The sequence below is a fragment of the Nocardia sp. NPDC059691 genome (assembly GCF_042733915.1).
Lineage (GTDB): Bacteria > Actinomycetota > Actinomycetes > Mycobacteriales > Mycobacteriaceae > Nocardia > Nocardia sichangensis.
In genome coordinates, this window is the sequence record NZ_JBHWFB010000006.1 from 62777 (window position 1) to 85973 (window position 23197).

General features: G+C 67.1%; 18 protein-coding genes. 4 read left to right on the forward strand and 14 right to left on the reverse strand.

Annotated elements, in window-relative coordinates; all coding sequences use genetic code 11:
* Nucleotides 1-168: 168 nt before the first annotated feature.
* Nucleotides 169-894, reverse strand: coding sequence for a class I SAM-dependent methyltransferase (locus ACFV2O_RS15055; protein WP_379252238.1), 726 nt, complete (start codon nucleotides 892-894; stop codon nucleotides 169-171).
* A gap of 345 nt (nucleotides 895-1239) precedes the next feature.
* Here ACFV2O_RS15055 and ACFV2O_RS15060 point away from each other — a divergent pair, with 345 nt between their 5' ends.
* Complete coding sequence (locus ACFV2O_RS15060; protein WP_379252239.1) at nucleotides 1240-5382, forward strand: TIR domain-containing protein; 4143 nt, start codon at nucleotides 1240-1242, stop codon at nucleotides 5380-5382.
* A 3-nt stretch (nucleotides 5383-5385) separates the two neighbouring features.
* Here ACFV2O_RS15060 and ACFV2O_RS15065 read toward each other — a convergent pair whose 3' ends face one another.
* From ACFV2O_RS15065 to ACFV2O_RS15080, 4 genes are all read right to left on the reverse strand, one after another.
* Nucleotides 5386-6336, reverse strand: coding sequence for a hypothetical protein (locus ACFV2O_RS15065; protein WP_379252240.1), 951 nt, complete (start codon nucleotides 6334-6336; stop codon nucleotides 5386-5388).
* Nucleotides 6330-7274 carry a hypothetical protein gene (locus ACFV2O_RS15070; protein WP_379252241.1) on the reverse strand — a complete coding sequence of 315 codons (945 nt, stop codon included), beginning with the start codon at nucleotides 7272-7274 and terminating at the stop codon, nucleotides 6330-6332. Before ACFV2O_RS15070 ends, ACFV2O_RS15065 begins: the two co-directional genes overlap by 7 nt.
* Nucleotides 7255-7857 (reverse strand): hypothetical protein, encoded by a 603-nt coding sequence (locus ACFV2O_RS15075; protein WP_379252242.1) that lies wholly within the window; start codon nucleotides 7855-7857, stop codon nucleotides 7255-7257. Before ACFV2O_RS15075 ends, ACFV2O_RS15070 begins: the two co-directional genes overlap by 20 nt.
* Before the next feature lie 265 nt (nucleotides 7858-8122).
* Nucleotides 8123-8800, reverse strand: coding sequence for a hemerythrin domain-containing protein (locus ACFV2O_RS15080; RefSeq protein WP_379252243.1), 678 nt, complete (start codon nucleotides 8798-8800; stop codon nucleotides 8123-8125).
* Between the two features lie 104 nt (nucleotides 8801-8904).
* On the opposite strand from ACFV2O_RS15080, the gene ACFV2O_RS15085 reads away from it, so the two are divergent.
* On the forward strand, nucleotides 8905-12198 hold the full coding sequence (locus tag ACFV2O_RS15085; RefSeq protein ID WP_379252244.1) for a BTAD domain-containing putative transcriptional regulator: 3294 nt from the start codon (nucleotides 8905-8907) through the stop codon (nucleotides 12196-12198).
* Between the two features lie 73 nt (nucleotides 12199-12271).
* Nucleotides 12272-12727 (forward strand): nitroreductase family deazaflavin-dependent oxidoreductase, encoded by a 456-nt coding sequence (locus tag ACFV2O_RS15090; RefSeq protein WP_379252246.1) that lies wholly within the window; start codon nucleotides 12272-12274, stop codon nucleotides 12725-12727.
* On the opposite strand, the gene ACFV2O_RS15095 is transcribed toward ACFV2O_RS15090, so the two are convergent.
* The 5 genes from ACFV2O_RS15095 to ACFV2O_RS15115 form a co-directional block, all read right to left on the reverse strand.
* A complete protein-coding gene (locus tag ACFV2O_RS15095; protein ID WP_379252247.1) occupies nucleotides 12691-13407 on the reverse strand; it encodes an SRPBCC family protein in 717 nt (238 codons plus the stop codon). The genes ACFV2O_RS15090 and ACFV2O_RS15095 overlap by 37 nt on opposite strands.
* Nucleotides 13408-13526: 119 nt before the next feature.
* Nucleotides 13527-14525 (reverse strand): Acg family FMN-binding oxidoreductase, encoded by a 999-nt coding sequence (locus tag ACFV2O_RS15100; RefSeq protein ID WP_379252249.1) that lies wholly within the window; start codon nucleotides 14523-14525, stop codon nucleotides 13527-13529.
* Nucleotides 14526-14671: 146 nt separating this feature from the next.
* Nucleotides 14672-15406, reverse strand: a complete 735-nt coding sequence (locus ACFV2O_RS15105) for a hypothetical protein (RefSeq protein ID WP_379252250.1) — start codon at nucleotides 15404-15406, stop codon at nucleotides 14672-14674.
* Nucleotides 15407-15565: 159 nt separating this feature from the next.
* The gene (locus ACFV2O_RS15110) at nucleotides 15566-16213 is read right to left on the reverse strand and encodes a response regulator transcription factor (protein ID WP_364425703.1); all 648 of its coding nucleotides are present in this window, start codon (nucleotides 16211-16213) and stop codon (nucleotides 15566-15568) included.
* 155 nt (nucleotides 16214-16368) lie between these two features.
* Nucleotides 16369-16896 carry a flavodoxin family protein gene (locus tag ACFV2O_RS15115; RefSeq protein WP_379252252.1) on the reverse strand — a complete coding sequence of 176 codons (528 nt, stop codon included), beginning with the start codon at nucleotides 16894-16896 and terminating at the stop codon, nucleotides 16369-16371.
* A 252-nt stretch (nucleotides 16897-17148) separates the two neighbouring features.
* On the opposite strand from ACFV2O_RS15115, the gene ACFV2O_RS15120 reads away from it, so the two are divergent.
* A complete protein-coding gene (locus ACFV2O_RS15120) occupies nucleotides 17149-17484 on the forward strand; it encodes a spore germination protein GerW family protein (protein ID WP_379252253.1) in 336 nt (111 codons plus the stop codon).
* 150 nt (nucleotides 17485-17634) lie between these two features.
* Here the strand turns inward: ACFV2O_RS15120 and ACFV2O_RS15125 are convergent, their stop codons facing one another.
* The 4 genes from ACFV2O_RS15125 to ACFV2O_RS15140 form a co-directional block, all read right to left on the reverse strand.
* On the reverse strand, nucleotides 17635-19287 hold the full coding sequence (locus ACFV2O_RS15125; RefSeq protein ID WP_379252254.1) for a SulP family inorganic anion transporter: 1653 nt from the start codon (nucleotides 19285-19287) through the stop codon (nucleotides 17635-17637).
* Entirely contained in the window at nucleotides 19284-21110 is a 1827-nt protein-coding gene (locus tag ACFV2O_RS15130; RefSeq protein WP_379252255.1) for a phosphoenolpyruvate carboxykinase (GTP), read from the reverse strand. Before ACFV2O_RS15130 ends, ACFV2O_RS15125 begins: the two co-directional genes overlap by 4 nt.
* Before the next feature lie 93 nt (nucleotides 21111-21203).
* On the reverse strand, nucleotides 21204-21524 hold the full coding sequence (locus tag ACFV2O_RS15135; RefSeq protein ID WP_379252256.1) for an ArsR/SmtB family transcription factor: 321 nt from the start codon (nucleotides 21522-21524) through the stop codon (nucleotides 21204-21206).
* 554 nt (nucleotides 21525-22078) lie between these two features.
* Nucleotides 22079-23008 carry a universal stress protein gene (locus ACFV2O_RS15140; RefSeq protein WP_379252258.1) on the reverse strand — a complete coding sequence of 310 codons (930 nt, stop codon included), beginning with the start codon at nucleotides 23006-23008 and terminating at the stop codon, nucleotides 22079-22081.
* Nucleotides 23009-23197 lie beyond the last annotated feature (189 nt).

The window sequence follows — 23197 nt, forward strand, 5'->3', positions numbered from 1 at the left end:
TCGCAGAGGACAGCAGTTCAGGGGAGGATACGCTTTCCGTTCTGATGCTTCGGTTCCCGCAATCGATGTGGAGGGGATCCGTGGTCTGCGGCAGCGTTTGGTCGCAGACCCGTCGACACTCCATGGGCGCGTCGAATGCTGGGGGTGCATCCGAGCGGTCCTGTCGGGTCAGGCAGCGCGCATTGCGATGAACACGAATTCGCGACCTGGGCGGTCCGGGGCTTCTCTCACATCCTGCACGAGGTAGCCGTGGGCGGTCAGGTTCGATTCCACCTCGTCGCGGCTGCGGAACCGGAGTGTCGAGTGTGAGGTGATGACCATGCCGTCGGTCAGGAACGTGTAGGTGTGGCGGAAGGAGACGAACGGAAGCCGTATCGCGGTGACGTGAAGTTGCTGTTCCACCAGGCCGGCCCCGGGAACATCGACGGTAGTCGGAGGCTCATCAGCCCATTCTTCCCAGGCCCTGCGTTCGGGACGTCTGGTCTCGAACACGAGGTGACCACCTGGGCGGAGAGCGGAGCGGATGCCTTGCAGCGTTTGTATCCAATCCGCATCGGTCAGGAAGACCTGCGCCACGTTCCCGGTCATCACCGCAAGGTCGGCGTCGATGGGCGGCATCGCGGTTGCATCGCCGTGGAGCCAAGTGATTCGTGCGGCTCCGTTCTTCGACTTGGCAACTTCGAGGGATGCCTCTGCTGGGTCGACACCCACTACGGTGCGGCCGCTTTCAGCGAGCAGGATCGCCAGGCAGCCTGTCCCGCAACCGATGTCGAGTACGCGGTCGGCGCTCAACTCGTCTGCGATGTCGAGGTACGCCGTCAGGTCGTAGCGGTCGCCGCCGAAGGCGTCGTAGATGGATGCGAGGCGGTGGTGGGCAAAGATCGCATCGGGCACCCGGCGACCATATCCGCGTTCGCGGGCTCCCAGCGACGGAATATTCTCCCCCAACCTGGTCCAGTCGAGCTATCCGCTCGTACAACCATCCGCCAGGTGGCATCAAATTCGCGAACATCATCTTTCCCAACATGCTGAGTCAGGTCAGGATTTATGAACAGCTGTCCGGGATTCGGACAAACCACCCCGTCACGGATCGTGGTGGTTGAGGTCCGGATGCTCGATGGCGGAGCTGTATCGGGTCCGGTGACGAACCGGTAAAACCGCTGTGCGGCTCAGCTGGAGCGGTAGCGTTGTTCCGGCACTCGGCTTTGTGCCTGCGCCGGCTTTCGCCGGGACGACGGGATGGCGATCGCTGGAGGAGTGGTGGCCCGGGTATTCATCAGTCACGCCGGCGCAGACCGGGCGTGGGCCGACGAGATCCACGGTTGGCTGGTCGCGGAGCGGCACGAGGTGTTCCTGGACCAGCATCCGGTCGACGGCCTGGCCGCAGGGGAGGAATGGGAGCAGCGGCTCTACGAGCGTTTGCGATGGGCCGACGCTGTGGTCTGCGTCATCACTCCGACCTACCTTCGATCCATCTGGTGCGCAATCGAAATCGGCATCGCGAAAACCCTCGGCAGCAGATTGCTGCCAGTGCGTGCGGCGGCGGGCGCGACACATCCGCTGCTGAAATCGATCCAGCAGCCCGACGCCGTGGCCGATGCCGAGGCGGCGCGGGCTGGACTGGCGCGATCGTTGCGAACACTGGACGAGGGCGGGGGATCGGGGTGGCCGGACGACCAGTCGCCTTACCCGGGCTTGGCGTCGTTCGAGACCGCCCAGCACCGGGTCTTCTTCGGGCGGGCACGGGAGGCGACCGCGATCGCTGAGCGATTGCGCGCCCCCGCCCTCCGATCTACCCCCTCGGTCTTGCTGGTCATCGGACCGTCAGGGTGCGGCAAGTCCTCCCTGGTGCGCGCCGGTGTCATTCCGTTGATCGCGGATGAAAACTATTGGCTGCCGCTGGAACCGATGACGCCCGGCGCGGACCCGGTGGGTGCGCTTGCCCGGACGTTGGCGATCGCCAGACGACGGACCGGACTCGACTGGCAGCTGTCATCGGTGCGCGACCGCCTGGCGAAAGACGGCTTGCGAGAAGTCTCGGATGAGATATTGATCGCGGACGAGTCGAGCCGCCGGCGCAAACTGCTGTTGGTGGTCGACCAATTCGAGGAATTGTTCCGACGCGCCGAGCCCGCGCAGCGCGCGGAGTTCACCGAACTGCTCGCCCCGGCGATCGGCGGGCCCGTGCAAGTGCTGGCCACCTTGCGGACGGAATTCCTCGACCAAATGATCGTCGATCCTGCGATGAGCTCATTGTCGACCGAAACGTATCCTTTGCGCCCACTGCGGAAAGGCGGACTCCGCGAGGTCATCGAACGACCGGCGCGGGTGGCCGGTTTCCGCATCGACGACGGCCTCGTCACCGAGCTGCTCGCCGACACCGACAGCGGTGAGGCGCTGCCCTTGCTGGCATTCGCACTGGAGCGACTGGCCGACGGTGTGCACCGCGGTGGGACGCTCTCATTACAACGCTACGACGAAACCGGCGGTGTACGAGGCGCGCTGGTACGTCAGGCCGAAGTGGCGCTGGCGGAAGCCCGCGCGGCTACCACCCTCACCGACAGTCAGATCATCGATGTGATGCTGCGCCTGGTCACCGTGGACGAACGGGGCGTGCCCACCCGCGCCCGGATACCGCGCGACGAGCTGACCGAAACCGACGCCACGGTCGTCGACGCGTTCGTCACGCAACGACTGCTCACCATCGATGAAGAAGACAGACGAATCGTCGTCTCGGCGGCGCACGAAGCGTTTCTGCAACACTGGCCGCTACTGCGAGACGCGATCGAGAAGGAGGGCAAGGCGCTGCGCGCCCGCCGCGCGATCGAGGAAGCCGCCGCTGACTGGAAGCAGGACCGCGCGGCGACCAGGCTCTGGGAGCGTGGACGACTGGAGTCGGCGATGGACGACACCGGCGCACGCATGCGCGTCCAACGGAGGCCGAATCTGCGCACGTGGCCACCGCGCCTACGTCGACTGGCGACCAACCGTGTCGACCTCAGCTCCAGTGCGAAGGAATTTCTCGAGCGCAGCTATCGCAGAGATCGCTTCCGGCGTGGGCGCGCGACGGTCGTGCTGTCCACTCTGCTCGTCGCGGCGCTGGTCGCCGCGACAATCGCGGTGATCCAGCAGCGCAAGGCTGTCGACGAGCAACGCACAACTGTCGCACGAGCGCTGCTCACGGATGCGCAAGGCCTGTTTCAAGCCGAACCGCGCACTTCGATCCGTCTCGCGCTGGCGGCCGACACTATTCACCCAAGTGTCGAAACCCGCAACTGGCTTGTGGACTGGCTCGCCACCACCTACTACGGCGGAACGCTCGAAGGCAACGGACGAGACGTGAGCCATACCGTGTTCTCCCCGGACGGTCACATGCTCGCGGTACAGACCTATGACGGCGTCATCGCACTGTGGGATCTCACAGATCCGCGCGGACCGCGCCGGTCCGGCGACCCGCTGACCGGCCCGAGTACCTCCGCGGAGCCTGTGTTTTCACCGGACGGACGCCGACTACTGACCGGCGCGGGGATCGATATCGACGCCAGGAACGCCAGACTCGGCATGGTCTCGCACGATCACACCTTCGACGGAAACGGCCTGGAAGGCGTCCTGGAGTGGGATGTCAGCGATCCGAGCCACCGGCTGGTCGGCAAACGCCTGCTGCCGGACATCGATGAGAAGACACGAATGGTGCTGGACTCCGGTGGGGCCTTCGCAGTCACTTTCGGCTGGACCCAGCCGACGCGGCTGTGGGACTTCACTGGTCCGCCGCGAGCGGTGACGCTGGCACCCCCGGAACAACACGCCGATGCGGTCGCGATTTCGCCCGATCGGCGGACGATCGCCACCGGTGTTCCCGGAGGTGTATTGCTGTGGGACGCTTCCGATCTCGGCACACCACACCAGATCGGGAGAATCGAAGTCCAACTGCCCGGACGATCGCCACTCGGCCCCGACGGACTTGCCTTCTCACCAGGCGGGGGAATCTTGGCGGTCTATCTGGACTTCGCCGGGCTCACCCGCTGGGACGTGGGCGATCCCACCCACCCGCAACAGCTGGGTGCGGCTATGCGAGCGACCCGCCATTTCGCATTCGCGCCGGCGGGTCGACTCGCCGTAGCGTATGGCAACGCGGCATACCTTTACGATCTCGACGATCCAGCAAACCCGCGACAGTGGCGCGGGGCGTGGGTCGGCCAGCCGAGCGATGTCAGCGCCGTAGGGGTCGCCAGCACCGGCCGAGTCGCCACCGGTGCTCGGGATGGTCGCGTCACGCTGTGGGACAGCGAATTTCGCGTTCAGCCCAAGCCTGCCGGACCGTCGTTGTACGGAAGTTTCGATAGGAAGAGGCCACCCTGTTGTGTCACCACGGTCGGTGACCTGATGGCGGTCGGCGGCGCCAACGGCAACGTCGACCTCTGGGATATCTCGAACCCGCGAGTCCCGCTCCGACTCGCCACCTGGAATGCCGAGCACGTGGATTTCTCGAGGAACGATCGCCGACTGTCGGCGGTCGCCCTCTCCGCTGACGGCAAGACGGCGGCCACAGGCGGACCGGACCGGACCGTATCGCTGTGGGACATCAGCGATCGCGCCCATCCTCGCCGTCTCGGACCACCTCTGACCGGGCTCGGCGGAATCGTGCGGGCGATCCTGTTCACCGCGGACGGTAATCGCCTCGCCGCGGGCTCCGACAAGAACTCGCTGGTGTGGGACATCAGCAAGCGGGAAACGCCGCGCCGGATCGGACGCGGCTTGCGCGACCGTCAGATAACAGGACTGACATTCACCGATGGCCGCCTACTCGCCCTCGGCTGGAACGGCGGGGATGCCGCCTTATGGGACCTCACGAATCCCGACGAACCGTCGTTGGCCGGCACGGCACCCACCAGAGTGATGGTCGGTAGGCTCGCATACTCGCCCGCCGCGCGAGTCCTGGTCACGAGCAGCACGGACAAGACCATACAGCTCTGGGACATGAAAGATCTCGCACATCCGCGTCGGCTCGGCGACCCGCTGCGGGACACCATGGGCGGCGATGTAGACGTGATCTTCGATCAGACCGGCCGCCTGCTCGCGGAACTTGGGTTGGATGGAAGGATCCTTCTGTGGGATATCACTGATCCAGCACGTCCAGTACAAGTCGGCGACCCGATCGACGCCAGGGCCGATGCGGTGGCCGGTGCTCAATTGAGCACGGACGGTGACACACTGGTCGCGGTGTACAGCGACGGCCCAGCGGTCATCTGGGACTTGAGCGCGCTGAACGAATTGCGTCGACGAACGGTCGAAATCGCCTGCGCGACTGTGGGCACGGGGCTCGATCCCGCTGGCTGGCAGCAATATGTCCCGACGATCGAATACCGCCGGACTTGCCCGTGACGTTTACGGCTTGCGCATCAGCCGCACCGCTCGGCCACCATTTCTGTCAGTGATGAGGATCTCGCCGTGCGGTTCGACGGCGATTCCGCTGATCGCGCCGAGTTCGGCGTATGGCAACCTAATCGGCGTCGTCGATCCGGCCGGAATCCGCCACAATCTCCCGTCCTGTGTGGACGCGCCGACCGTACTGGCCGTGTCCGGAATCCAAGCGTTGTCGGCCAGCAGCAGCGCTCCGTCGTGATCGAAGGCGAGCGCGGCGACCGCTTCGCCGGCAGGCAGCGGAGTTTCGGTGGGCGTCACCGAACCCGGCGGGATACGCAGCAGTCGATTGACCGGGGCGGTGCTCGTCACCACCAACTCGCCGGCGTCGGAAACCGTGATCGGCGCACCGAGGTGATCGACCGTCAACAGCACAACCTGCGTACTGGAGCCTGCCGGGAACTTCAGGATTCGGGCGTTGTCCGGGTCGGTGATGTACACATTCCCCGTACGGTCGACCGCGACGCCGGCCCCGTTCGCACGTTCGGAACTATTCAGGTCGGCCGCGCCGAACCCCACTAGCGGCAACGGCGCGACATTTTCCGTGTCGGCCGCCACCTTCAGCACCTGACCGTGCTGATAGTCGCAGACATAGAGCTGAGCGTCCTGTCCGATGGCGAAACCCGAGGGCCAGTGCAGATCCGGCAGACCGATGCGCTCCGGAGTGTATCGCCCGGCGGGCAGCCGCTGGATGCCCTCGTTCTCGGACACGTAGACGTCTCCGCTCGCGGAGATCGCGATACCACTCGGCCCCGAAACCGGCATCGGCAACTCGGTTTGCGCCGCCCAGCCCCACATGTCCCGGTTCGAACGTTGATCCGGCCACCACACCCAAACCGCCACACCCACCGCCACCACCACGACAACCCCCGCCGCGATCCACCCTCCCCCCGAACGCAGCCTCATATTCAGCATTTGGCCGGTACCGTGTCGCCTGCGAGGCGGAACTCGAACCGGATCGCGCCCGGGCTCTGCGCGGGCAGGACGATGGCCGCGCCGTGCCCGGGCCTCCAGGTCCGGGGGACCAGGACGTAGTGGTCACCGATGCGGCTCAGTGGCGCCAGCCCGTCGTAGCGGAACCGGTAGGCGGATCCGGTGCCGGGGTCGGGGTCGCAGGGCGTCGTTCGGACATCCGGCCCGGAAAGGTGCAGTTCCTTTTCGCTGTAGATGATGACTTGGGAACTGGTGGGCAGTTGCGCGGCCCACTCCCGAGCTCGGGTCTGACCGACCGCGACCGAGTAATCGGTGGCGATCCAGAACAAATTGATGCCGACCATGAGAAACAGGATCACCCACTCCGCGACCGCTGCCGCCTGTGACGGTGGCGGCGCTGTCGCAGGCAGGCTTTCACGCAGACGTTTACGACGCAGCACGACCAGCAGCCAGAACACCAGCACCCCAGCGATGATCGACACCGGTGCCACGCACAAACCCTTGTTGATCGGGGTCACTACGTATATCCGGGACAGCCCGTTGACGAGGACCGCCCCGGCGACCAGCACGATCGCGGCGGTGGCCCACCGCCCCGGTCGACGGGTGCGGATCGAATCCGGAAGCGCGACGTATCCCCACAGCACCGCCATACCGATGAGACCGACGAGTGTCAGCGGCACGAACAGTGCGTCGACGGTGCGCATGAGGTACTCACGGATGCTCGGATTCAGCGTCGTCGAGTCGACACCGAAGTAGTTGAAGTACCAGTAGACATGCGCCCATCCGAAATAGAACAGAACGGCGGTGAGCAACGTAGTCGGTGCGACCAGTTGCCCGATGGATCGTGCGACGTGACCGAACCCGTCGAACGCCGAACCCGTTGCGGGTGTCGACGCCTGCTCATCTGGTGGTGGTGACACGTGGCTTGCTCGTCGCCGTCTCGGTGGGCGTTTGGGTTCGGGTGGTCGAGTCGGTTCCGGTAGGGGAGACGGTCCTCGTGGGGGAGGTGGTGTCGGATGTCTTCGGTTCGAAGCCTTCTGTGCCGCAGGGAAGTATCTGCGGGGACAGTGTTCCGGTGAGCAGCGTCAGTGTCGAGCCGGACATCAGAATCAACGACCCGTTCACCGACTCTCCGCTCGGGGTCGAATCCTGCTTCGCGCCGGAGAATCCGGAGTACTGGCAAATGCTGCGGTAGGTGTCGGCCTTGTCCTGTGCAACGGCAACGCTCGCGCAGCCGCCGCACGCCGCGGCTATGCGCTGCACTGCCAGCTCTTTGACCGCGACGATTGGTGCGCCCTGGAGTTCGGTGAACGCCGGAATCCGGAAGGGCGCACCGGCGGCCTTACCGGCATCGGTTTTGCCTGGTCGCCCCGGCGCTTCATCGCCCGGCGGGGCATCGGTTCCGGACAACAGTTGGGTCGTCGTCGCAGTGCCCGCTTGCGGGTCGGGTATCGACGTGGCGCATGCCGATAACGCGACCGCCGCCGCACCCACGACCATCATTCGCCGAGCCAACATTCTTTCCCTCCCCGCATTCCGGAACACGATTACGTCGGTGCTCAGTCAACGCGCAGGTGACCGACCGTGCCGCACCACTGATCATCTCTCAAAAGATCGGACGGCAGAGTGGATTTCCCTACACTGCCCAGGTGACGAAGCACCATTTCTGTCACTCATGACCCTGTGTGTGCGGCATGCGAATGCGCCGAATCTCGGCGGCTGGGCATTTCTTGGAACAGGTGCAGCGACTTCGATTGTCGTTTCGCGGTCACCACTCCGGATCAGCGTGGTAGATCTCGCGGTATTCCTTGGCGAAGACGCGGCGGCCGAGCAGACGCCACGCGAGCCGGGCGGAAAGTGGCATCTCGGCGAGGATTTTCCGGCGGTCGTCGTCGGAGACGCCCTGCAGAATGAAGCCGAGGAAGACCAGCTGGCGGTCCTTGGGCATGTGCTCGCGGCCGCGTTCGCCGAGAGCCTGCCATTCGAGCGCGGTCATGACGTTCTCGACCACGGGCAGGATGTGCCGCTCCTCCTCGGCCATGTGCTCGTCGAGGGTATCGGACAGCGCCCGCAGCGTGGCCGCGAGCCGGTCCCGAACCGACGGGTCGGCGGCGGTGGCGAACTCGGACCCGTCGCGGTGGGCGCGCTCGGTGAGTTCGGCGATCCGCTCGTGTTGTTCCTCCATGCGCAGCACCAGAGCGGCGTCCGCGGAGGCGCGCTCGAGCAGGATCGGCCACATGAGCTCGTCCTCGCCGGTGTGATGGTGGTGCAGGCCGTCGCCGAGTTCGCCGAGGAAGGTGATCAGGCGCCGGGCGCGCTCGACGTCTCCGGGCGCCACCGCCGCGACGAGGCCGGGGAGAGCGCTGAAGTGTCTGCGGAAGGCGTTGTGCAGGACGACCATGTCGTAGGTGTCGGGGCGGCTGGGCGCGGTGCGGGTGGTGTTCATGCGGTGCTCCTGTCGCGGTGGTGAACTGCGACGACTGTGCGGCCCGCCGCTTGCAGCCCACTTGTAAGGCACTGCATGGGGGTCGGTCTTAGACTTGGCGCGTCATGGTTCGGATCCGGGTGCTCGGCGCGCTGACCGCGGCGGACGAGCGGGGCGAACTCGATCTCGGCGGTCCGCGGCAACGTGGCGTGCTGGCGCGGCTGCTGGTCGCACGGGGCGAGGTCGTGCCGGTCGATCGCCTCATCGATGACCTGTGGCGGGGTGAACCGCCGCCGCGGGCACTCGGCGCACTGCAGGCCTACGTCTCCAACCTGCGGCGGTTGCTGGAGCCGCAGCGGGCGCCGCGCACACCCGCCACCGTTCTGATCAGCCGGACCCCCGGCTACGCGGTCCGTCTCGCCACCGAGGACGTGGACGCATGGCTCTTCGGCGCGGAACTAGACGCCGCTGGGCAGCAGGGCGATCCGCGCGAGCGACGGCGCACGCTGGACCGCGCGCTCGCCCGCTGGCAGGGCCCCGCCTACGCCGCCTACGCGGCGGAGCCGTGGGCGACCGCGGAAGCGGCGCGGCTGGAGGAATTACGGCTGCGCGCACGCGAGCAACTCGCGGCAGCCCTGCTCGAGCTCGACGAGCCGGCGCTCGCCGCTGCCGAGGCCGAGGTCTTGAGCAAGGAGCACCCGCTGCGGGAGGAGGCGTGGCGGCTGACAGCGCTGGCTCGATATCGGGCGGGCCGCCAAGCCGACGCGCTGAGCGCCCTGCGCCAGGCCCGCAACGTTCTCGCGGACGAACTCGGCATAGATCCGGGTCCGGCTTTGACCCGGCTGGAGGCGGACATCCTCGCGCAACGAATCCCGCTGCGCGAGCGGGCGATTCCACTCCCGCAGACACCGTCCACGTCAGCAGCGGCCGCGAGCGCCCCGCAGGCCGAGCCGAATCCGGGACTGTTCGGCCGAACCGGAGAACTCGCCGCGCTACGCGACGCGGCCGCCGGTGCCGGCCCTCGGTCGGCGACTGTGGCGGGTGAAGCCGGCAGTGGGAAATCCACTCTGCTGCAGCACTTCGGCGCGGCCTTACGCGCGAACGGGCACCGGGTGGTGATCGGACGCTGCCCGGAGGACGACGCCGCTCCGTCGGCTTGGCCATGGGTCGAGATCCTGCGCGCCCTGGCCCGCGAGCACGATCCCGGCGGCTTCGCGCCCGCCCTGGCGCCGCTGCTCACCGACGGCGCCGGTGCACAGGACGCCGACCGTGACCATGGCCGTTTCCTGCTACATCGGGCGGTGTGCGGCTACCTGAGCGCCGTCGCCGCCGTAGCCCCGTTGGCCATCCTGCTCGATGACGTACATCGGGGCGACAGCGAGACAGCGGCGCTGCTCACCGCGGTGGCGACGCAGGTACCCGGGCTCGTCGTGATCGGCTACCGCCCCGACGAGGTGCCGCCTGCGTTGGCAGACGCGCTCGCGGCCCTTGCCACCACCGTCCGCGCCCGGGTTCGCCTGCGCGGCCTCGGCGTCGAGGACAGCGGTCGCCTGATCACCGCCCTGACCGGCAGCACACCGGCGGCCGCTGTGGTCCGGACGTTGCACGAGCGCACCGGCGGGAATCCGTTCTATCTCATCGAGGTCGCACGTCTGCTGCAGAGCGAGGGCGAGCTGGTCGCCGCGTCGGACGTTCCGGAGGGTGTGCGGGACGTACTGCGCCGCAGGCTTTCCCGGCTTCCCGAGACCGGGGTGGCGCTGCTGCGTCTGGCCGCGGTGATCGGCCGGGAGTTCGATGTCGCGGTGCTGGTGCGCGCGGCCGAGGTGCCCGAGGACGACGTGCTCGACGCGGTGGAAGCGGGGGTGCTCTCCGGGCTCCTGGACGAACCGGCCAGCGGCCGAGCGCGTTTCACGCACGTTTTGGTTCGGGACACGCTGCTCGGCGACCTCTCCCGGATCCGCCGTGACCGATGGCATCGGCGGGTCGCCGCCGCGATCGAGGATATCGATCCGGGCGATCTCGCGGCTTTGGCCCACCACTACGGCGAGTCGGTGAACCCGGAGACGGCACGGCGGGCCGCCGACTACGCCGTGGCGGCAGCCGAACGGGCCGAGCGGCGCTACGCCCACGACGTCGCCGCGGCCGGGTATGAACGCGCGGCCGCCGCGCTCGAGCGTCACACCGGCGCTGGCACCGTCGAGGAACGGGTCGCGATGCTGTGCCGGGCGGGTCGCAGTCATCTCGCCGGTGGCGCCGGGCTCGCCGCTCGAACCGCTCGGCACCGGGCCGCGGCGCTGGCGGAGGAGGCAGGCCGAGTCGATCTGCTGGTACGGGCGTTCACCGCTTGGGACACACCCACCCCGTGGATGAATCGACAGTACGGCGTGGTCGAGCACCGGGTCGTCGGTTGGATAGAGGACGCACTGCGTTCCCCTGGCCTCGCTCCCGCCGACCGGTGCCGACTGCTGGTGACGCTTGTCGACGAGATCGGCGGCGAGGCCGGCGAACGCGCGGCGGTGGCCGCCGCCGAGGCCGAAACTCTGGCCCGCGAGCTCGGCGACGACGCCCTGCTCGCTCCCGCACTGCAAGCGCGGGCCTCGCTGTACGACTCGCCGGAGCGCGGCCCGCTCGGAGCCGAGTTGATCGAGGTCGGGCGACGCACCGACCGGAGCGATTACCTGCTCCTCGGCCACACGGTCGCGGTTCAGGCCGCCGCGTCCGCGGCTGACATCGCCGCCGTCCGCGAGCATCTCCAGGCGGCCACCGTGCTGGCAGACCGCTATCAGTGGCGGCAGGCGCAGGTGGCGAACGCTATGGCGTGCGGGCTGGTGGCGCTCATGACCGGTGATCCCGACACGGCCGAGCAGCACTATCTGCGTGCCAACGAACTGCTGACCCGCGCGGGCATTTTCAATGCGGGCGGAATCCTGGCCATGGCGCTGTTCGTGGTGCGGCTGCACCAGGGCCGCGCCGGTGAACTGGCCGAGATGGCCGGCGCATTCGCCGATAGCGCCGTCCCCGCGACCGTCGACGCCATGGTGGATTTCCTGGTGCTGGCCCTGCTCTCGGCCGGCGATCGAGCGGAAGCGGCGCGGATCCGGCGCCGGGCCCGGCCGATCCGGGACGACGTGTTCCGATCGCTGTTCCTCACACTGCGCGGTATGGCGGTCGCGACACTGGGCACGCCCACCGAGGCCGCCGCGCTCTACCGCGATCTGCTTCCCTACCGTGACCGGCTCGGTGGCGCCGACACCGGTTCCTACGCGGTCGGTCCGGTCGACACCGTTCTCGGTGACCTGGCGGCCCGGCGCGGCGACGCCGAACTCGCCGCCGCGCACTACCGGGCCGCGCTCCACGTCGCCCAACGCTGCGGCAACCCCACTTGGATCGCGGCCGCGGCCGAACGCATCGAGCGCTGACGCTTCACTGGTCGCTCACAAGTCGGACCCGGACCATCGTTCCCGACGATCCGGACCGACCGAGGAGTACCCGATGTCGAATACCCGCCGCTTTCGCGCGGCCACCGATCTGTACCTCAAGACCGTGACCACCGCGCACCGCAAGCTGCTCGACATCAGCGGCGGCCGTGCCGGCACTCGATTCAAGAAGATGCCCACCCTGGCTCTCACCACGACCGGACGGCGAACAGGGTTGCCGCGCATCGTGATCCTCACCGTTCCCGTCGTGGAGGGCGACAGTTATCTGATCGTCGCTTCGCGGGGCGGAGACGACATCTCCCCGGATTGGTTCCACAACCTGTGTGCCGATCCCACGGTCGAGGTGTCGTTCCAGCACGGCGCGAAGCAACCGATGACTGCCCGCGTGCTCCCCCCACAGGAACGCGACCGGCGGTGGCCAGAGGTCGTCGCAGCGTACCCGGGGTACCAGACTTACCAGAAGCGGACCACCCGTCAGATCCCTTTGGTCTTGCTCAGCCCGCGCCGGTGAGCGGCGTCGCCGCAGGAAGCAGACTGAGCAGTGCCGTTGCTCCCTGCGAGTGAGCGTCCAGGTGCCAGCCGCTCGGCGCGCTGTTTGATGCCCAGCAGCATTTTGCGCTCCATTACCAGACTCCCCGGTTCCATAACGAGTTGGTAGAGCCCGCGGGTCAGCTTCGAGGAGCCGGTGAGCGCGATGCGGTTGCGACTCACCAGCCGGGTGGCTCCATCTATCGGGTATAGCCCGAATGCCCAGACCCAGTGGCCGTCATCGGAAGCGAAGACCAATGCGTGTTCGGGTTCCAAAGCCGCGACTCGCATACGCGGGCCCGACTCGCCGAGGGTGAGATCATCACCGATGGCGAGGTTTTGGAACTGTGGCAGGATCTGCTCGGCGCTATGCATGTCGAGACCGAGCATGTTCTCGAGCCAATCGTAGGTGTACGCGCCGCCACGGCCCGGTCCCAGCTGAACCAGCCACGGCCAGATCGCGTCCGCGGCGGTGCCGATCGTGATCGCCCGCGTCGTGACGATGTCGGTGTCGACCAGTAGTTCGTCGCCGGGCATGACTCGGGCAATCTCCTCCGCTGCGGCACCCCAGGTCAAGCATCTGGTGCGCCAGAAGGCCCGATAGGTTATCGCGAGCCCGGCGAGGGCCGATGCGCCGGCTGCGGCAATCGCGACTGTTCTCATGAGTTCCGACTCCTGGGTCGACGTGAGCGTTCGGGGATGAGGGGTGGTGCCGGTTGTACAGCGGCAGTCGACGAATCGAACCCGGCAACGTTCACGTGCTCGGCGACTCGGCTACGAGGTCACCGAGCCGGGCGTACGGATTCGGGCATATCCAGGATCTCGTGAAGCGGCCGACGCGGTGTCGCCGGCATGCTCTGTTCCGGTTCGGGCGCGATGCCGACCCGGATCAGCGCCTGTGGCAAAGCTGGATGGCGGATCAGCTCACGCACGACCGCTCGGCTTTGTGGCGTTTCGGTGAGATGCGTCAGTGGACATGTGGCATAGCCCGCGAGTGTGCACTCCAGCAACACAGTGGACAGGACCTCTCCGCAACGCACCATGTCGTCGGGGGTGTCACTGCTGGTCGACAGAACGAGAATGACCGAATGGTCGTCGGTGACCTGGCCGCGCCGGTCGCCGGTGGGGGCGGCGGGGAACGTGCGGGCCACACCGACTCGCTGCCGCTCCTCCGGCGAGACCAGGACCTCTTTCGGTACCCCTGCCTCGGCGACGACGTGCCCGGTCCACCATGACAATTCGGCGTGATAGCCCGCATCGTAGCGGCGCAGGGCGGCGGTCATCTCCGAGGCGCAGGCCAGGGCGGGACGACTGTCGTCGCGGAGCACGTCGAGTGTGACTGCGGATGGTTCGAAGGTGGACCGAAGCACCTGTTCGAAGTCGGACCATCCGGAAGGCGCCTGGAACGGGAGCCGGTCGGTGTGCCGTCGCAGAATGGCGTCAGCTCGTGCACGGTCGCCTTCGGTGACGATTCGAGCCCGTTCGAACGTGATGTTGGTCAGGTGTTCCCGGCGGTTCGGATCGGGGAAGCGGGCGAGGTGGATGCGCCAGCCCGCGGCGGCCATCGCGGCGCGCAGATGGTCCAGAGCGACACCGCAGCTGATCAGCAGCTGCCTGCCCGATTTGTCCGTCGCTGGGAGCATGCGTCCGGGCACGGCGAACAGACGCAGGGTGTGACCGTCGTAAGTCCAATGCCAGGGTTGGCTGTTGTGCAGCGACGGCGCCCGGCCGGCGAGCAGGACGGCTCGCTGGATGGTTTCTCCAGTCGGTTGCTCGTTCATATTGTCACGGTAGGGGTCGAGGGCCGGTGTCCGAAGGGGCCGTAGGTCCCGTATTTCGCCGCGAACGGTCCTGATGGGCTGACCGGTCAGGAAGTCGGCGACCGCCATGATGGCCTGTGGGCGGTGAAGCCGGTACCGCGCCGCGGTTACGTGCGGCCCTGCGGGTTCGGCCGCGACTCGGCCCGAAGCGGGGAGCGGTGTCGAGCGAGACGACGCAGGCGCTCGTGCTCGAACCAGAACACCGCGACGCTGGCGGCGAAGCACAACACGGTGGCGGCGGCCCCGAGAGTCACCCAGCCGGTGAATCCCGATCCAGCTGTGGTGAGTGTGGTCGCCAGGATCGCTACTCCGGTGATGAACAGCACGATGCCCGGAATGTTGTACGGGTCGGCGAGGCTTTCTCCCGGCTCGGCGTGGTAGGGCCGGCCGGATGCGTTGTCGCTCATGATTATTCCCTCGTCTCGGTGGAAATGGGCTGCGGCTGGGCGGATGCCGCGCCCGTCATCACCATGCCCTGCCCGCAAACCGGCAAGCAGAGTCCTAGGTCCCTGTAAGACCGGACCAAGGTCGACGTGTGGCTCGGCCGCAGGACCGAAGTCCGGTGTGGCGTTGTAGCTCCGATCATCGGGCGGGTTGGCGATACTGAAGCTGCCACCGGCGGTTTCGGCCCGCGCGGCCAGCTTCGCCAGTCCACTAAGACGTGCGTTGTCTTCCGGAACGCCCGAGCCATTGTCCGTCACCTCGATCGTGACGTCGTCCTTGATCTGCAATTCGACCGCTACGGTGCTCGCGGCCGCGTGCCGCACCACGGCTTCGCGCATCCGGCGCTGGGTGTCGGCCAACTGCAGAGCCAGGGCCGCATGGTCGGCGAAGGCTGCCATCATGGCCTTGGGTAGCGGTATCCAGAGGTGGACTATCCATTTCCGGGTTGCGGGCTATTGTCGAAACCGACCCCGTCTGTAGGGGCGCTCGTCGCGTTCACGCAGCTCGGAGGCGTGCCGGTGCCCATCGGACCGATCGGGGGAGACCGCACCGCCGATTCAGGACGGCTGTCGCGGCTGTTCCAATTTGGTGGCCAGCACTGCGGCTTGGGTGCGGCGTTCGACGCCGAGCTTGGCCAGCAGTCGTGACACGTAGTTCTTGACAGTCTTCTCCGCGAGGAACATCCGGCTTGCGATCTGCCGATTGGTGAGCCCTTCGCCCAGCAGGGCGAGCAACGTGCGCTCCTGGTCGGTGAGACCGGCGAGCGGTCCGGTCTTGGCTTCCGCTTCCGACCGCAGCTTCGCCATGAGCGCTGCGGCTGCACGGTTGTCCAGCAGCGAGTTACCGGCGCCGACGGCGCGGATGGCATCGATGAGCGCGAGACCCTTGATGTCCTTGACCACGTATCCGCTGGCTCCGGCGAGGATGGCGTTGAGCATGGCCTGTTCGTCGGTGAAGGAGGTGAGGATCAGGCAACGCAGGTCGGGGGCGGCCGAGAGCAGTTCGCGGCAGAGTTCGATGCCGTTGCCATCGGGCAGCCGCATGTCCAGCACGGCGACGTCGGGGCGGAGGGCGGGGATCCGGGCCAGCGCTTGCGAGTAGCTGCCCGCTTCGCCGATCACCTCGAGGTCCGGCTCGAGGTCGACGAGGTCGGCGACGCCGCGGCGGACGATCTCATGGTCATCGACCAGAAAGACCTTGACCATGGATGGCCCCTTTCGTCGCTCGGTCATGCTGTTCTCCTGAAGTGTACGAATCGAGGCTCTGTCACCACGGCTTCGGCCGCCGCATCACCCCGCAGCGGGCGTACGGGATTCCGATCCCTACACCGGCGGCACCGGTCGAGCGGCGGACCCGGATATCAGCTGCGGTGAGCGACCCGGTCGAGTTCGGCGCACGCCAGCCGTTGCGCCCATGCGCGTGCCCGCTCGAGTTCGCCATCAGCCAGTGGCCCGGTCATGTCGGTGACGAGGAAATCCATCGGATCGTCCGCGAGTTCGTAACCCGAACGGCGCAACCGTTTCGCCACGCCGCGCGCGGCCGACCCCGGCAGCCACGCTGGAGTGGCGGCTTTGGTGCCGAACGCCGCAGCTCTGCTGCCCGCCGGAACGGTGAACGCCGCGTCGAGCCATTCCCTGACTCCGATATCGACGGCTACTGCTGCTGTGGTCCGCTCGGCGGCGTCGCGTCGGGTGCGTGGTCTGCTCAGTCCGAAGGCATGCGTGGGCGCGCCGACCACCAGCAGATCCACCTGTACCGCGCTCATTTGGGCGGCCGCAGCGACGTCCATGACCTCGACTGTGGCGTATGCGCGCAGACCCTCGGCGATCGCCCCGGCGATGGCGGCGGTGTTGCCGAACATTGATTCATAGACGACTCGCGCCAGCATCTCGATATCCTCCAAGGGCCTACCTGCGGAACCTCGACGTTACGGAGAGGACGTCGGTGGCAGCAGTGCCGAAGCGCCTCGCGCCGAGGGACTTTCGACCACGGTCGCTTCGAGGAGAGCGCGCTACCGACGAATGCCATTGCGCCCCAGCGAGGGGGTCGGAGGACTCTTTGCCCGGCCTGAGCCTCTCTCGAAGCTTGAAGTGGCCCGAGCGCGGGCGTTTCGACAGCAAGACGGACGGAGATCAGGCAGATGAAGGTCGCGGATGTACTGGCCACGGCGAAGGACTCCTTGACGGTCACGCGGGTGTATGCGGAGCCGGTCGAGCGGGACGGAACCACGGTGATCGCGGCCGCCGCGATCTCCGGTGGCGGCGGCTCCGGTGAAGGCACCGACAACTCGGGGCAGGAAGGGGCGGGTGGCGGTTTCGGTCTGGGGGCCAAACCGGTCGGCGCCTTCGTGGTCAAGAACGGTCATGTGCGCTGGACGCCTGCTGTCGACGTCAACCGGCTGGCGACGGTGATCGGCGTCGTGGCGGTCACCGCTCTCGTCGTCGGTGTTCGCATCGCAAAGATCCAGGCGAAGTAGCCGCCCGGGCCGCAAGGGGTCGACGGATGGCAGCGCGATGATGCCGTCGCGCCGAGGTCGTCGAGCACCTACGCCGACATCGATCCCGACGGCCTCGCGCCGCGCATGTCGGGGATGCGCTGCGCGAGTGTCGGCGTAGGCCAGACCGGCTCATATGTTTTGTCCGGCGGGGCTTCGTGTGTATCCGCGGGCGTGAGCGATGGCCTCGGGTGTGTGGGCGAAGATGTGCGCGTCGCCGCCTGCGGGCAGGGCGCCGATCGCGGCCAGGCGGCTTCGATGGTCTTGGCGTAGACCGGACATCAGGACGGTGATGTGGCGCTGTTCGAGTTTGCCGATGGCGTCTTTCAGCACGAGTGCGCCGGTGGTGTCCAAGGCGGTGATTCCGGACATGCGCAGGATGACCACGCGTACATCTGAAACGTCGGCCAGTTCCAGCAGGAACCGATGGGCGGCGGCGAAGAACACGGGGCCATCGATGCGATAGGCGACTATGTGGTCGTGCCGCAGGTCGTCTTCCTCGGCCAAGTGGCCGCTGTCGTCGTGCTCGAGTGGGACTTGCTGGAGCCGGGCTTCTTTCGCCACCGACCGCAGAGCGAGCACGGTGGCGATGCCGACGCCGACGGCGACCGCGGTCACCAGGTCCAAGGCGACGGTGACGCCGAAGGTGATCGCCATGACGACCGCATCCCCGCGTGAGGCGCGGGCGATCGCGACCAGCGACGCGGTCTCCACCATCCTTACGGTCGTCGCCAAGAGCACACCTGCCAAGGCTGCCAGTGGGATCTTCGCCACCAGGGGTGCGGCGAGGTAGATGATCGCGGCAAGCACGACGGCGTGGGTCAGCGCGGACAGACGGGTGCGGGCACCGGAACGGACGTTGACCGCGGTGCGAGCGATCGCACCAGTGGCAGGCACCCCGCCGAACAGGGGAGCTGCGATGTTCGCCACGCCTTGCCCGAGCAGTTCGCGGTCGGGGTTGTGGCGGGTGCCCACGGCCATCGCATCGGCGGCGGTCGCCGACAACAGGGACTCGAGTGCGGCCAGCGCCGCCACTGCCAGTGCCGGCGCGACCAGCGACCCCAACTGATCGAAGTGTACGAATCCGAGTGTGGGTGCGGGCAATTCGGAGGGAATGGTTCCGATGGGGGTCAGGTCCAGATCGAGCACCTGCGCTGCGAGGGTTGCGGTGGCCACCGCGATCAACGAGAACGGCAGTTTCGGCAGATACCGCCCACCGGCCAGGACGACCGCGGCCACCGTCAGCGTGGTCGCGGGCGCTAAATGATGCGGGTGCGAAATGTATTGTCCCACAGCGTCGAATGCCGACTGCCACACCTTCTCGCCCTCGGCGTGCGCTACCTGCAGCGCGGACGGGACCTGTTGCAGCGCGATGACAACCGCGATGCCGGCGGTGAAGCCTTCGATCACCGGTGCGGGCATGTAGCGCACAGCCCGCCCGACCCCGGCGAAGGCCAGTACCACCAGCACAAGGCCGGCCAGCAGCCCCACGGTCAGCACCCCGCTCGCGCCGTGCCGGCCGACGATCGGCACCAGGACCACCGTCATCGCGCCCGTGGGCCCGGACACTTGGAAGCGGGATCCGCCGAACACCGCCGCGATCGCGCCCGCGACCACAGCGGTGGAGAGTCCAGCGGCCGCGCCCAGCCCGGAGGAGATTCCGAAGCCGAGTGCGAGGGGCAGCGCCACCAAGGCGACGATCAGACCCGACACCAGGTCCGTGCCGGGCGAGCGGAGCGCAGGTTTCCAGTCCGACCAGCGCGGCAGTAGCGCGAGCGCGTTCACAGTGCTCTGGCCAGACGCAACTTCAGCGCGGCCAGCTGTGCACGCAGTTGGTCGGGCAGCCGATTGCCGCCGATGGTGGCGTACCACTCGTCGATCGATGCGGTCTCGGCTACCCATTCGTCGATCTCGACCGCCAGCGCCGCGGTGACCCGTTCCCGGGCTCGCTCCGAGAGGCCGGTCAAGTCCAGGGCCTCGGCAGTTGGGACAAACCCGATCGGGGTCTCCACGGCACCGGCGGCACCGTCCAAGCGATCGAGGGCCCACGCGAGGACGCGCACGTTGTCGCCGAATCCTGGCCACAGGAAGCTGCCGTCGGCACTGCGGCGGAACCAATTGACCTGGAAGATCTTCGGCAGCATCGCGGGATCGGCGGCGGCGCCGAGTCTCAGCCAGTGCGCGAAGTAATCGCCGACGTGGTAGCCGAGGAACGGCAGCATCGCCATCGGATCCCGACGCACCACACCCACCGCTCCCGTCGACGCCGCAGTGGTCTCCGACGACAGCACCGATGCGGTGAACACCCCGTGTGCCCAGTCGAAGGTCTCGGTCACCAGTGGCACCGTCGAGCTGCGCCGGCCGCCGAAGAAGATCGCGGAGATCGGCACCCCAGCCGGGTCGTCCCACTCCGTCGCCACCGACGGGCACTGCTGGATCGGAGTGCAATAGCGGGAATTAGGATGAGCGGCCGCGCTTTCCGCATCCGGGGTCCAGTCGTGACCCTGCCAGTCGGTCAGGTGCGCGGGCGGAGTGTCGGTCAAGCCCTCCCACCACACGTCACCATCATCGGTGCGTGCGGTGTTGGTGAAGATCGAATTTCCGGCATTGATCGTGGCGATCGCGTTCGGGTTGGTCTGCGCTCCGGTTCCCGGAGCGACACCGAAGAACCCAGCCTCCGGGTTCACCGCGTGCAGTCGGCCGTCAGCTCCGAACCGCATCCACGCGATGTCGTCGCCGATCGTCTCCGCTCTCCAGCCCGGGAGGGCGGGTTCGAGCATCGCGAGGTTGGTCTTACCGCACGAGGACGGGAACGCGGCGGCGATGTAGTGGACCTTTCCCTGTGGCGAGGTGAGTTTGAGAATCAGCATGTGCTCGGCCAGCCATTCCTCCTCACGCCCGAGCACCGAGGCGATGCGCAGTGCGAAACACTTCTTGCCCAGCAGCGCGTTGCCGCCGTACCCAGAGCCGTAACTCCAGATCTCCCGGCGCTCGGGAAAATGTGAGATGTACTTGGTCGCGTCACATGGCCACGGCACGTCCGCCTCGTCTTCTCGCAGTGGCGCGCCGACCGAGTGCAGGCACTTCACGAAGCCTGTCCCATCGGTGAGCTTGTCCCACACCAGCGCGCCGGAGCGGGTCATGATCTGCATCGTCACCGCCACGTACTCTGAATCGGTCAACTGCACACCGTATTTCGGGTCTTCGGCATCCAACGGCCCCATGCAGAACGCGATCACATACATCGTCCGTCCCGCCATGGCCCCGCGATAGTGCTCGGTCATCACCGTGCGCATGTCCAGTGGATCGACCCAGTTGTTGGTCGGGCCGGCGTCCTCGCGATGTTCCGAGCAGATGAAGGTGCGATCCTCCACTCGCGCCACATCGTCGGGATCCGACGCGCACCAGAATGAGTTCGGCTTTGCCGCGAGCGGCACAAAGGTGCCCTTTTCCACCAGCAGTCCGGTGAGCCGATCCCATTCCGCCCGGGAGCCGTCGCAGAACACGATGTGATCAGGTGCGGTCAACTCCGCGACTTCGGCGACCCACGCCAGGATGCCCTCATGGTCGGTCGGCGCCTGCGCGGTCGCGTTCAGGTGACGGGTCACGATATATCACTCCTTCGAAAGCTGCTAGGTATCTAGTTTAGAAAATATGCAATCAGTGTCGAGCATCGCCCTCCCATGGCCACGGTCAGGCGGTCATTGGAGAGCTTCGACCTGGCCGGCGACGACGCCGGTGAGTATGGCCCGTGCGACGGCCAGTAGCTCGGCAACCTCGGGGGTTGTCAACTCGTAGGTCACCGACAGCCCTTCGCGGCGAGCTGTCACCAGGCCTGCGCGTCGCAGGATCGACAACTGCTGAGACAGGTTGGCCGCCTCGATCTCGATCTCGGCCAGCATCTCCGAAACGGCGTGCTCACGCTGGCTGAGCAGTTCGAGCACCCGCACTCGCACGGGATGCCCGAGTGTTTTGAAGAAGTCGGCCTTCATCTGATAGAGCGGGCGCTGCAGTCCCGGCATCGACGACCAATCCTTCCAGTCCTACCGACGGCATCTCGGCACCCACGATCGCACGTTGTTTGCAGAGTTTAGCAAACAGCATAACCACTGTTGTGGGGACGACTGTCCTTCACCAGGCGTACAACAAACCGCGAGGCTTGTGACCGGCGCTTCCTCTCCCGCCTCGGCGTCGCTCCCACCAGCCGAGGACCTCACCCCGCAAGTCGGCGTCGACGCGGTCCGGGCGGAGGCGGTGGTACCGCGTTCGACCGAGCGCCGTTCACCAAGGCGCTGGATCCTGCCCATGTCATTCCGCCTTCTTCGCGCCCACGTGGGCGACCATGACGGGCAATGCGCTCGCTGGGGATTCGCGCGAACGTATTGCCTGGCGTCGGTCCCGAATGCTGAGGCGCTTGGGCAGCATTCGCAGGCGAGAGGCTCCGCCGCGGACGATATCGCGGCTCGCCGCTGGACAGATTTCCGGCGGACAGTGCCGACAGCGGGTTCACCGTGAACCCGCACGGCATGCGAAACGACGAGTGTGAGATCCGATGGTTCTGGATGAACGCTTCTCGTCAGTCGTCGGCCGAGGCGGGATGAACGACCATGACGGGGCAGGAGGCATGCTGAACGAGGTTGTTGGCAGTGGAGCCGAGGAGCATGCCCGCGAAACCGCCGCGTCCGCGGCTGCCCACGACGAGCAACTGCGCATCCTTCGACCACGACAGCAGATGCGGACCGGGGGCCGCCATCTCCACCTTGCGGGTGACGCGCACGCCGGGGAACTTCTCCTGCCAGCCCGCCAGCCGCTCGGCAAGGATCGCACGCTCGATGTCCTCGCGGACCGCGTCGAGTCGGCCGAGCTCGCCGGCGAACCGGCTGGAATCCCAATCGCTCCAGACGTGCACGGCGACCAACTCCGCATCACGGGCGGCGGCCTCTGCGAAAGCGGCCGCGATGGCGGATTCCCCGACCGGGCTGCCGTCCACACCGACCACCACCGGGCCAGAACGATGGACCGTTTCCGGTGTGGCGGAGTCTGCGCGCACGACGATCACCGTGCCCTCGGCGTGTGCGGTCACAGCCAGCAAAGTGGAGCCCAGGTGCGTCAATGTCCCGGTGTCGCCGGTCGCGCCGAGCACGACCGCGTAGGCCTCGGCGCTGTGGTCGATCAGCAGTTGCCTGCCGGTGTCGGTGGACGTACGCCTCGAGACACGCAGGCCGGGTGCAAGCGACAGCGCGACATCCTCTGCGCGGGCGAGCATTTCGTTTCCCTGCTCGCGGACTGCGTCGACAATCGACGGGACCAGCACCTCGTAGTCGCCGAGTATCCAGCTGGTACCGACCAGGTCCAGCCCGTGCACGATCTCGAGTTCGCGCCCGCGGTCGGCGGCGAATTCCGCTGCCCACCGTAGGGCTGTCCACGAACCCGCCGAACCATCCACGCCGACGACAACCTTGGCGGTGGCGACATGATGCGGATCGTCGAATTGCTGCTGGCCCATGGAATTCTCCTTGCCCCTGATCGTGGCGTGCCCCGGCGGGCACCCCCGAAGCGTATGACCGGCGTGGCGGGCTTCGGTGCGGCTGATCGTCACCTCGAGTGGGGCCGAAAGACCATCTTCCGCACACCACACACACCGATCGGCCGTCCACGAGATCGGAGATCTGTTGCGCACAATGGCGACCTGACA

What these genes read in the sequence shown, in the direction of transcription:
- ACFV2O_RS15100 (WP_379252249.1), bottom strand. Translation starts at nt 14,525, where the DNA reads ATGAACGAGCAACCGACTGGAGAAACCATCCAGCGAGCCGTCCTGCTC.
- ACFV2O_RS15080 (WP_379252243.1), bottom strand. Translation starts at nt 8,800, where the DNA reads ATGAACACCACCCGCACCGCGCCCAGCCGCCCCGACACCTACGACATG.
- ACFV2O_RS15105 (WP_379252250.1), bottom strand. Translation starts at nt 15,406, where the DNA reads ATGGCAGCCTTCGCCGACCATGCGGCCCTGGCTCTGCAGTTGGCCGAC.
- ACFV2O_RS15085 (WP_379252244.1), top strand. Translation starts at nt 8,905, where the DNA reads ATGGTTCGGATCCGGGTGCTCGGCGCGCTGACCGCGGCGGACGAGCGG.
- ACFV2O_RS15110 (WP_364425703.1), bottom strand. Translation starts at nt 16,213, where the DNA reads ATGGTCAAGGTCTTTCTGGTCGATGACCATGAGATCGTCCGCCGCGGC.
- ACFV2O_RS15095 (WP_379252247.1), bottom strand. Translation starts at nt 13,407, where the DNA reads ATGAGAACAGTCGCGATTGCCGCAGCCGGCGCATCGGCCCTCGCCGGG.
- ACFV2O_RS15065 (WP_379252240.1), bottom strand. Translation starts at nt 6,336, where the DNA reads ATGCTGAATATGAGGCTGCGTTCGGGGGGAGGGTGGATCGCGGCGGGG.
- ACFV2O_RS15075 (WP_379252242.1), bottom strand. Translation starts at nt 7,857, where the DNA reads ATGATGGTCGTGGGTGCGGCGGCGGTCGCGTTATCGGCATGCGCCACG.
- ACFV2O_RS15120 (WP_379252253.1), top strand. Translation starts at nt 17,149, where the DNA reads ATGAAGGTCGCGGATGTACTGGCCACGGCGAAGGACTCCTTGACGGTC.
- ACFV2O_RS15060 (WP_379252239.1), top strand. Translation starts at nt 1,240, where the DNA reads ATGGCGATCGCTGGAGGAGTGGTGGCCCGGGTATTCATCAGTCACGCC.
- ACFV2O_RS15090 (WP_379252246.1), top strand. Translation starts at nt 12,272, where the DNA reads ATGTCGAATACCCGCCGCTTTCGCGCGGCCACCGATCTGTACCTCAAG.
- ACFV2O_RS15115 (WP_379252252.1), bottom strand. Translation starts at nt 16,896, where the DNA reads ATGCTGGCGCGAGTCGTCTATGAATCAATGTTCGGCAACACCGCCGCC.
- ACFV2O_RS15135 (WP_379252256.1), bottom strand. Translation starts at nt 21,524, where the DNA reads ATGCCGGGACTGCAGCGCCCGCTCTATCAGATGAAGGCCGACTTCTTC.
- ACFV2O_RS15140 (WP_379252258.1), bottom strand. Translation starts at nt 23,008, where the DNA reads ATGGGCCAGCAGCAATTCGACGATCCGCATCATGTCGCCACCGCCAAG.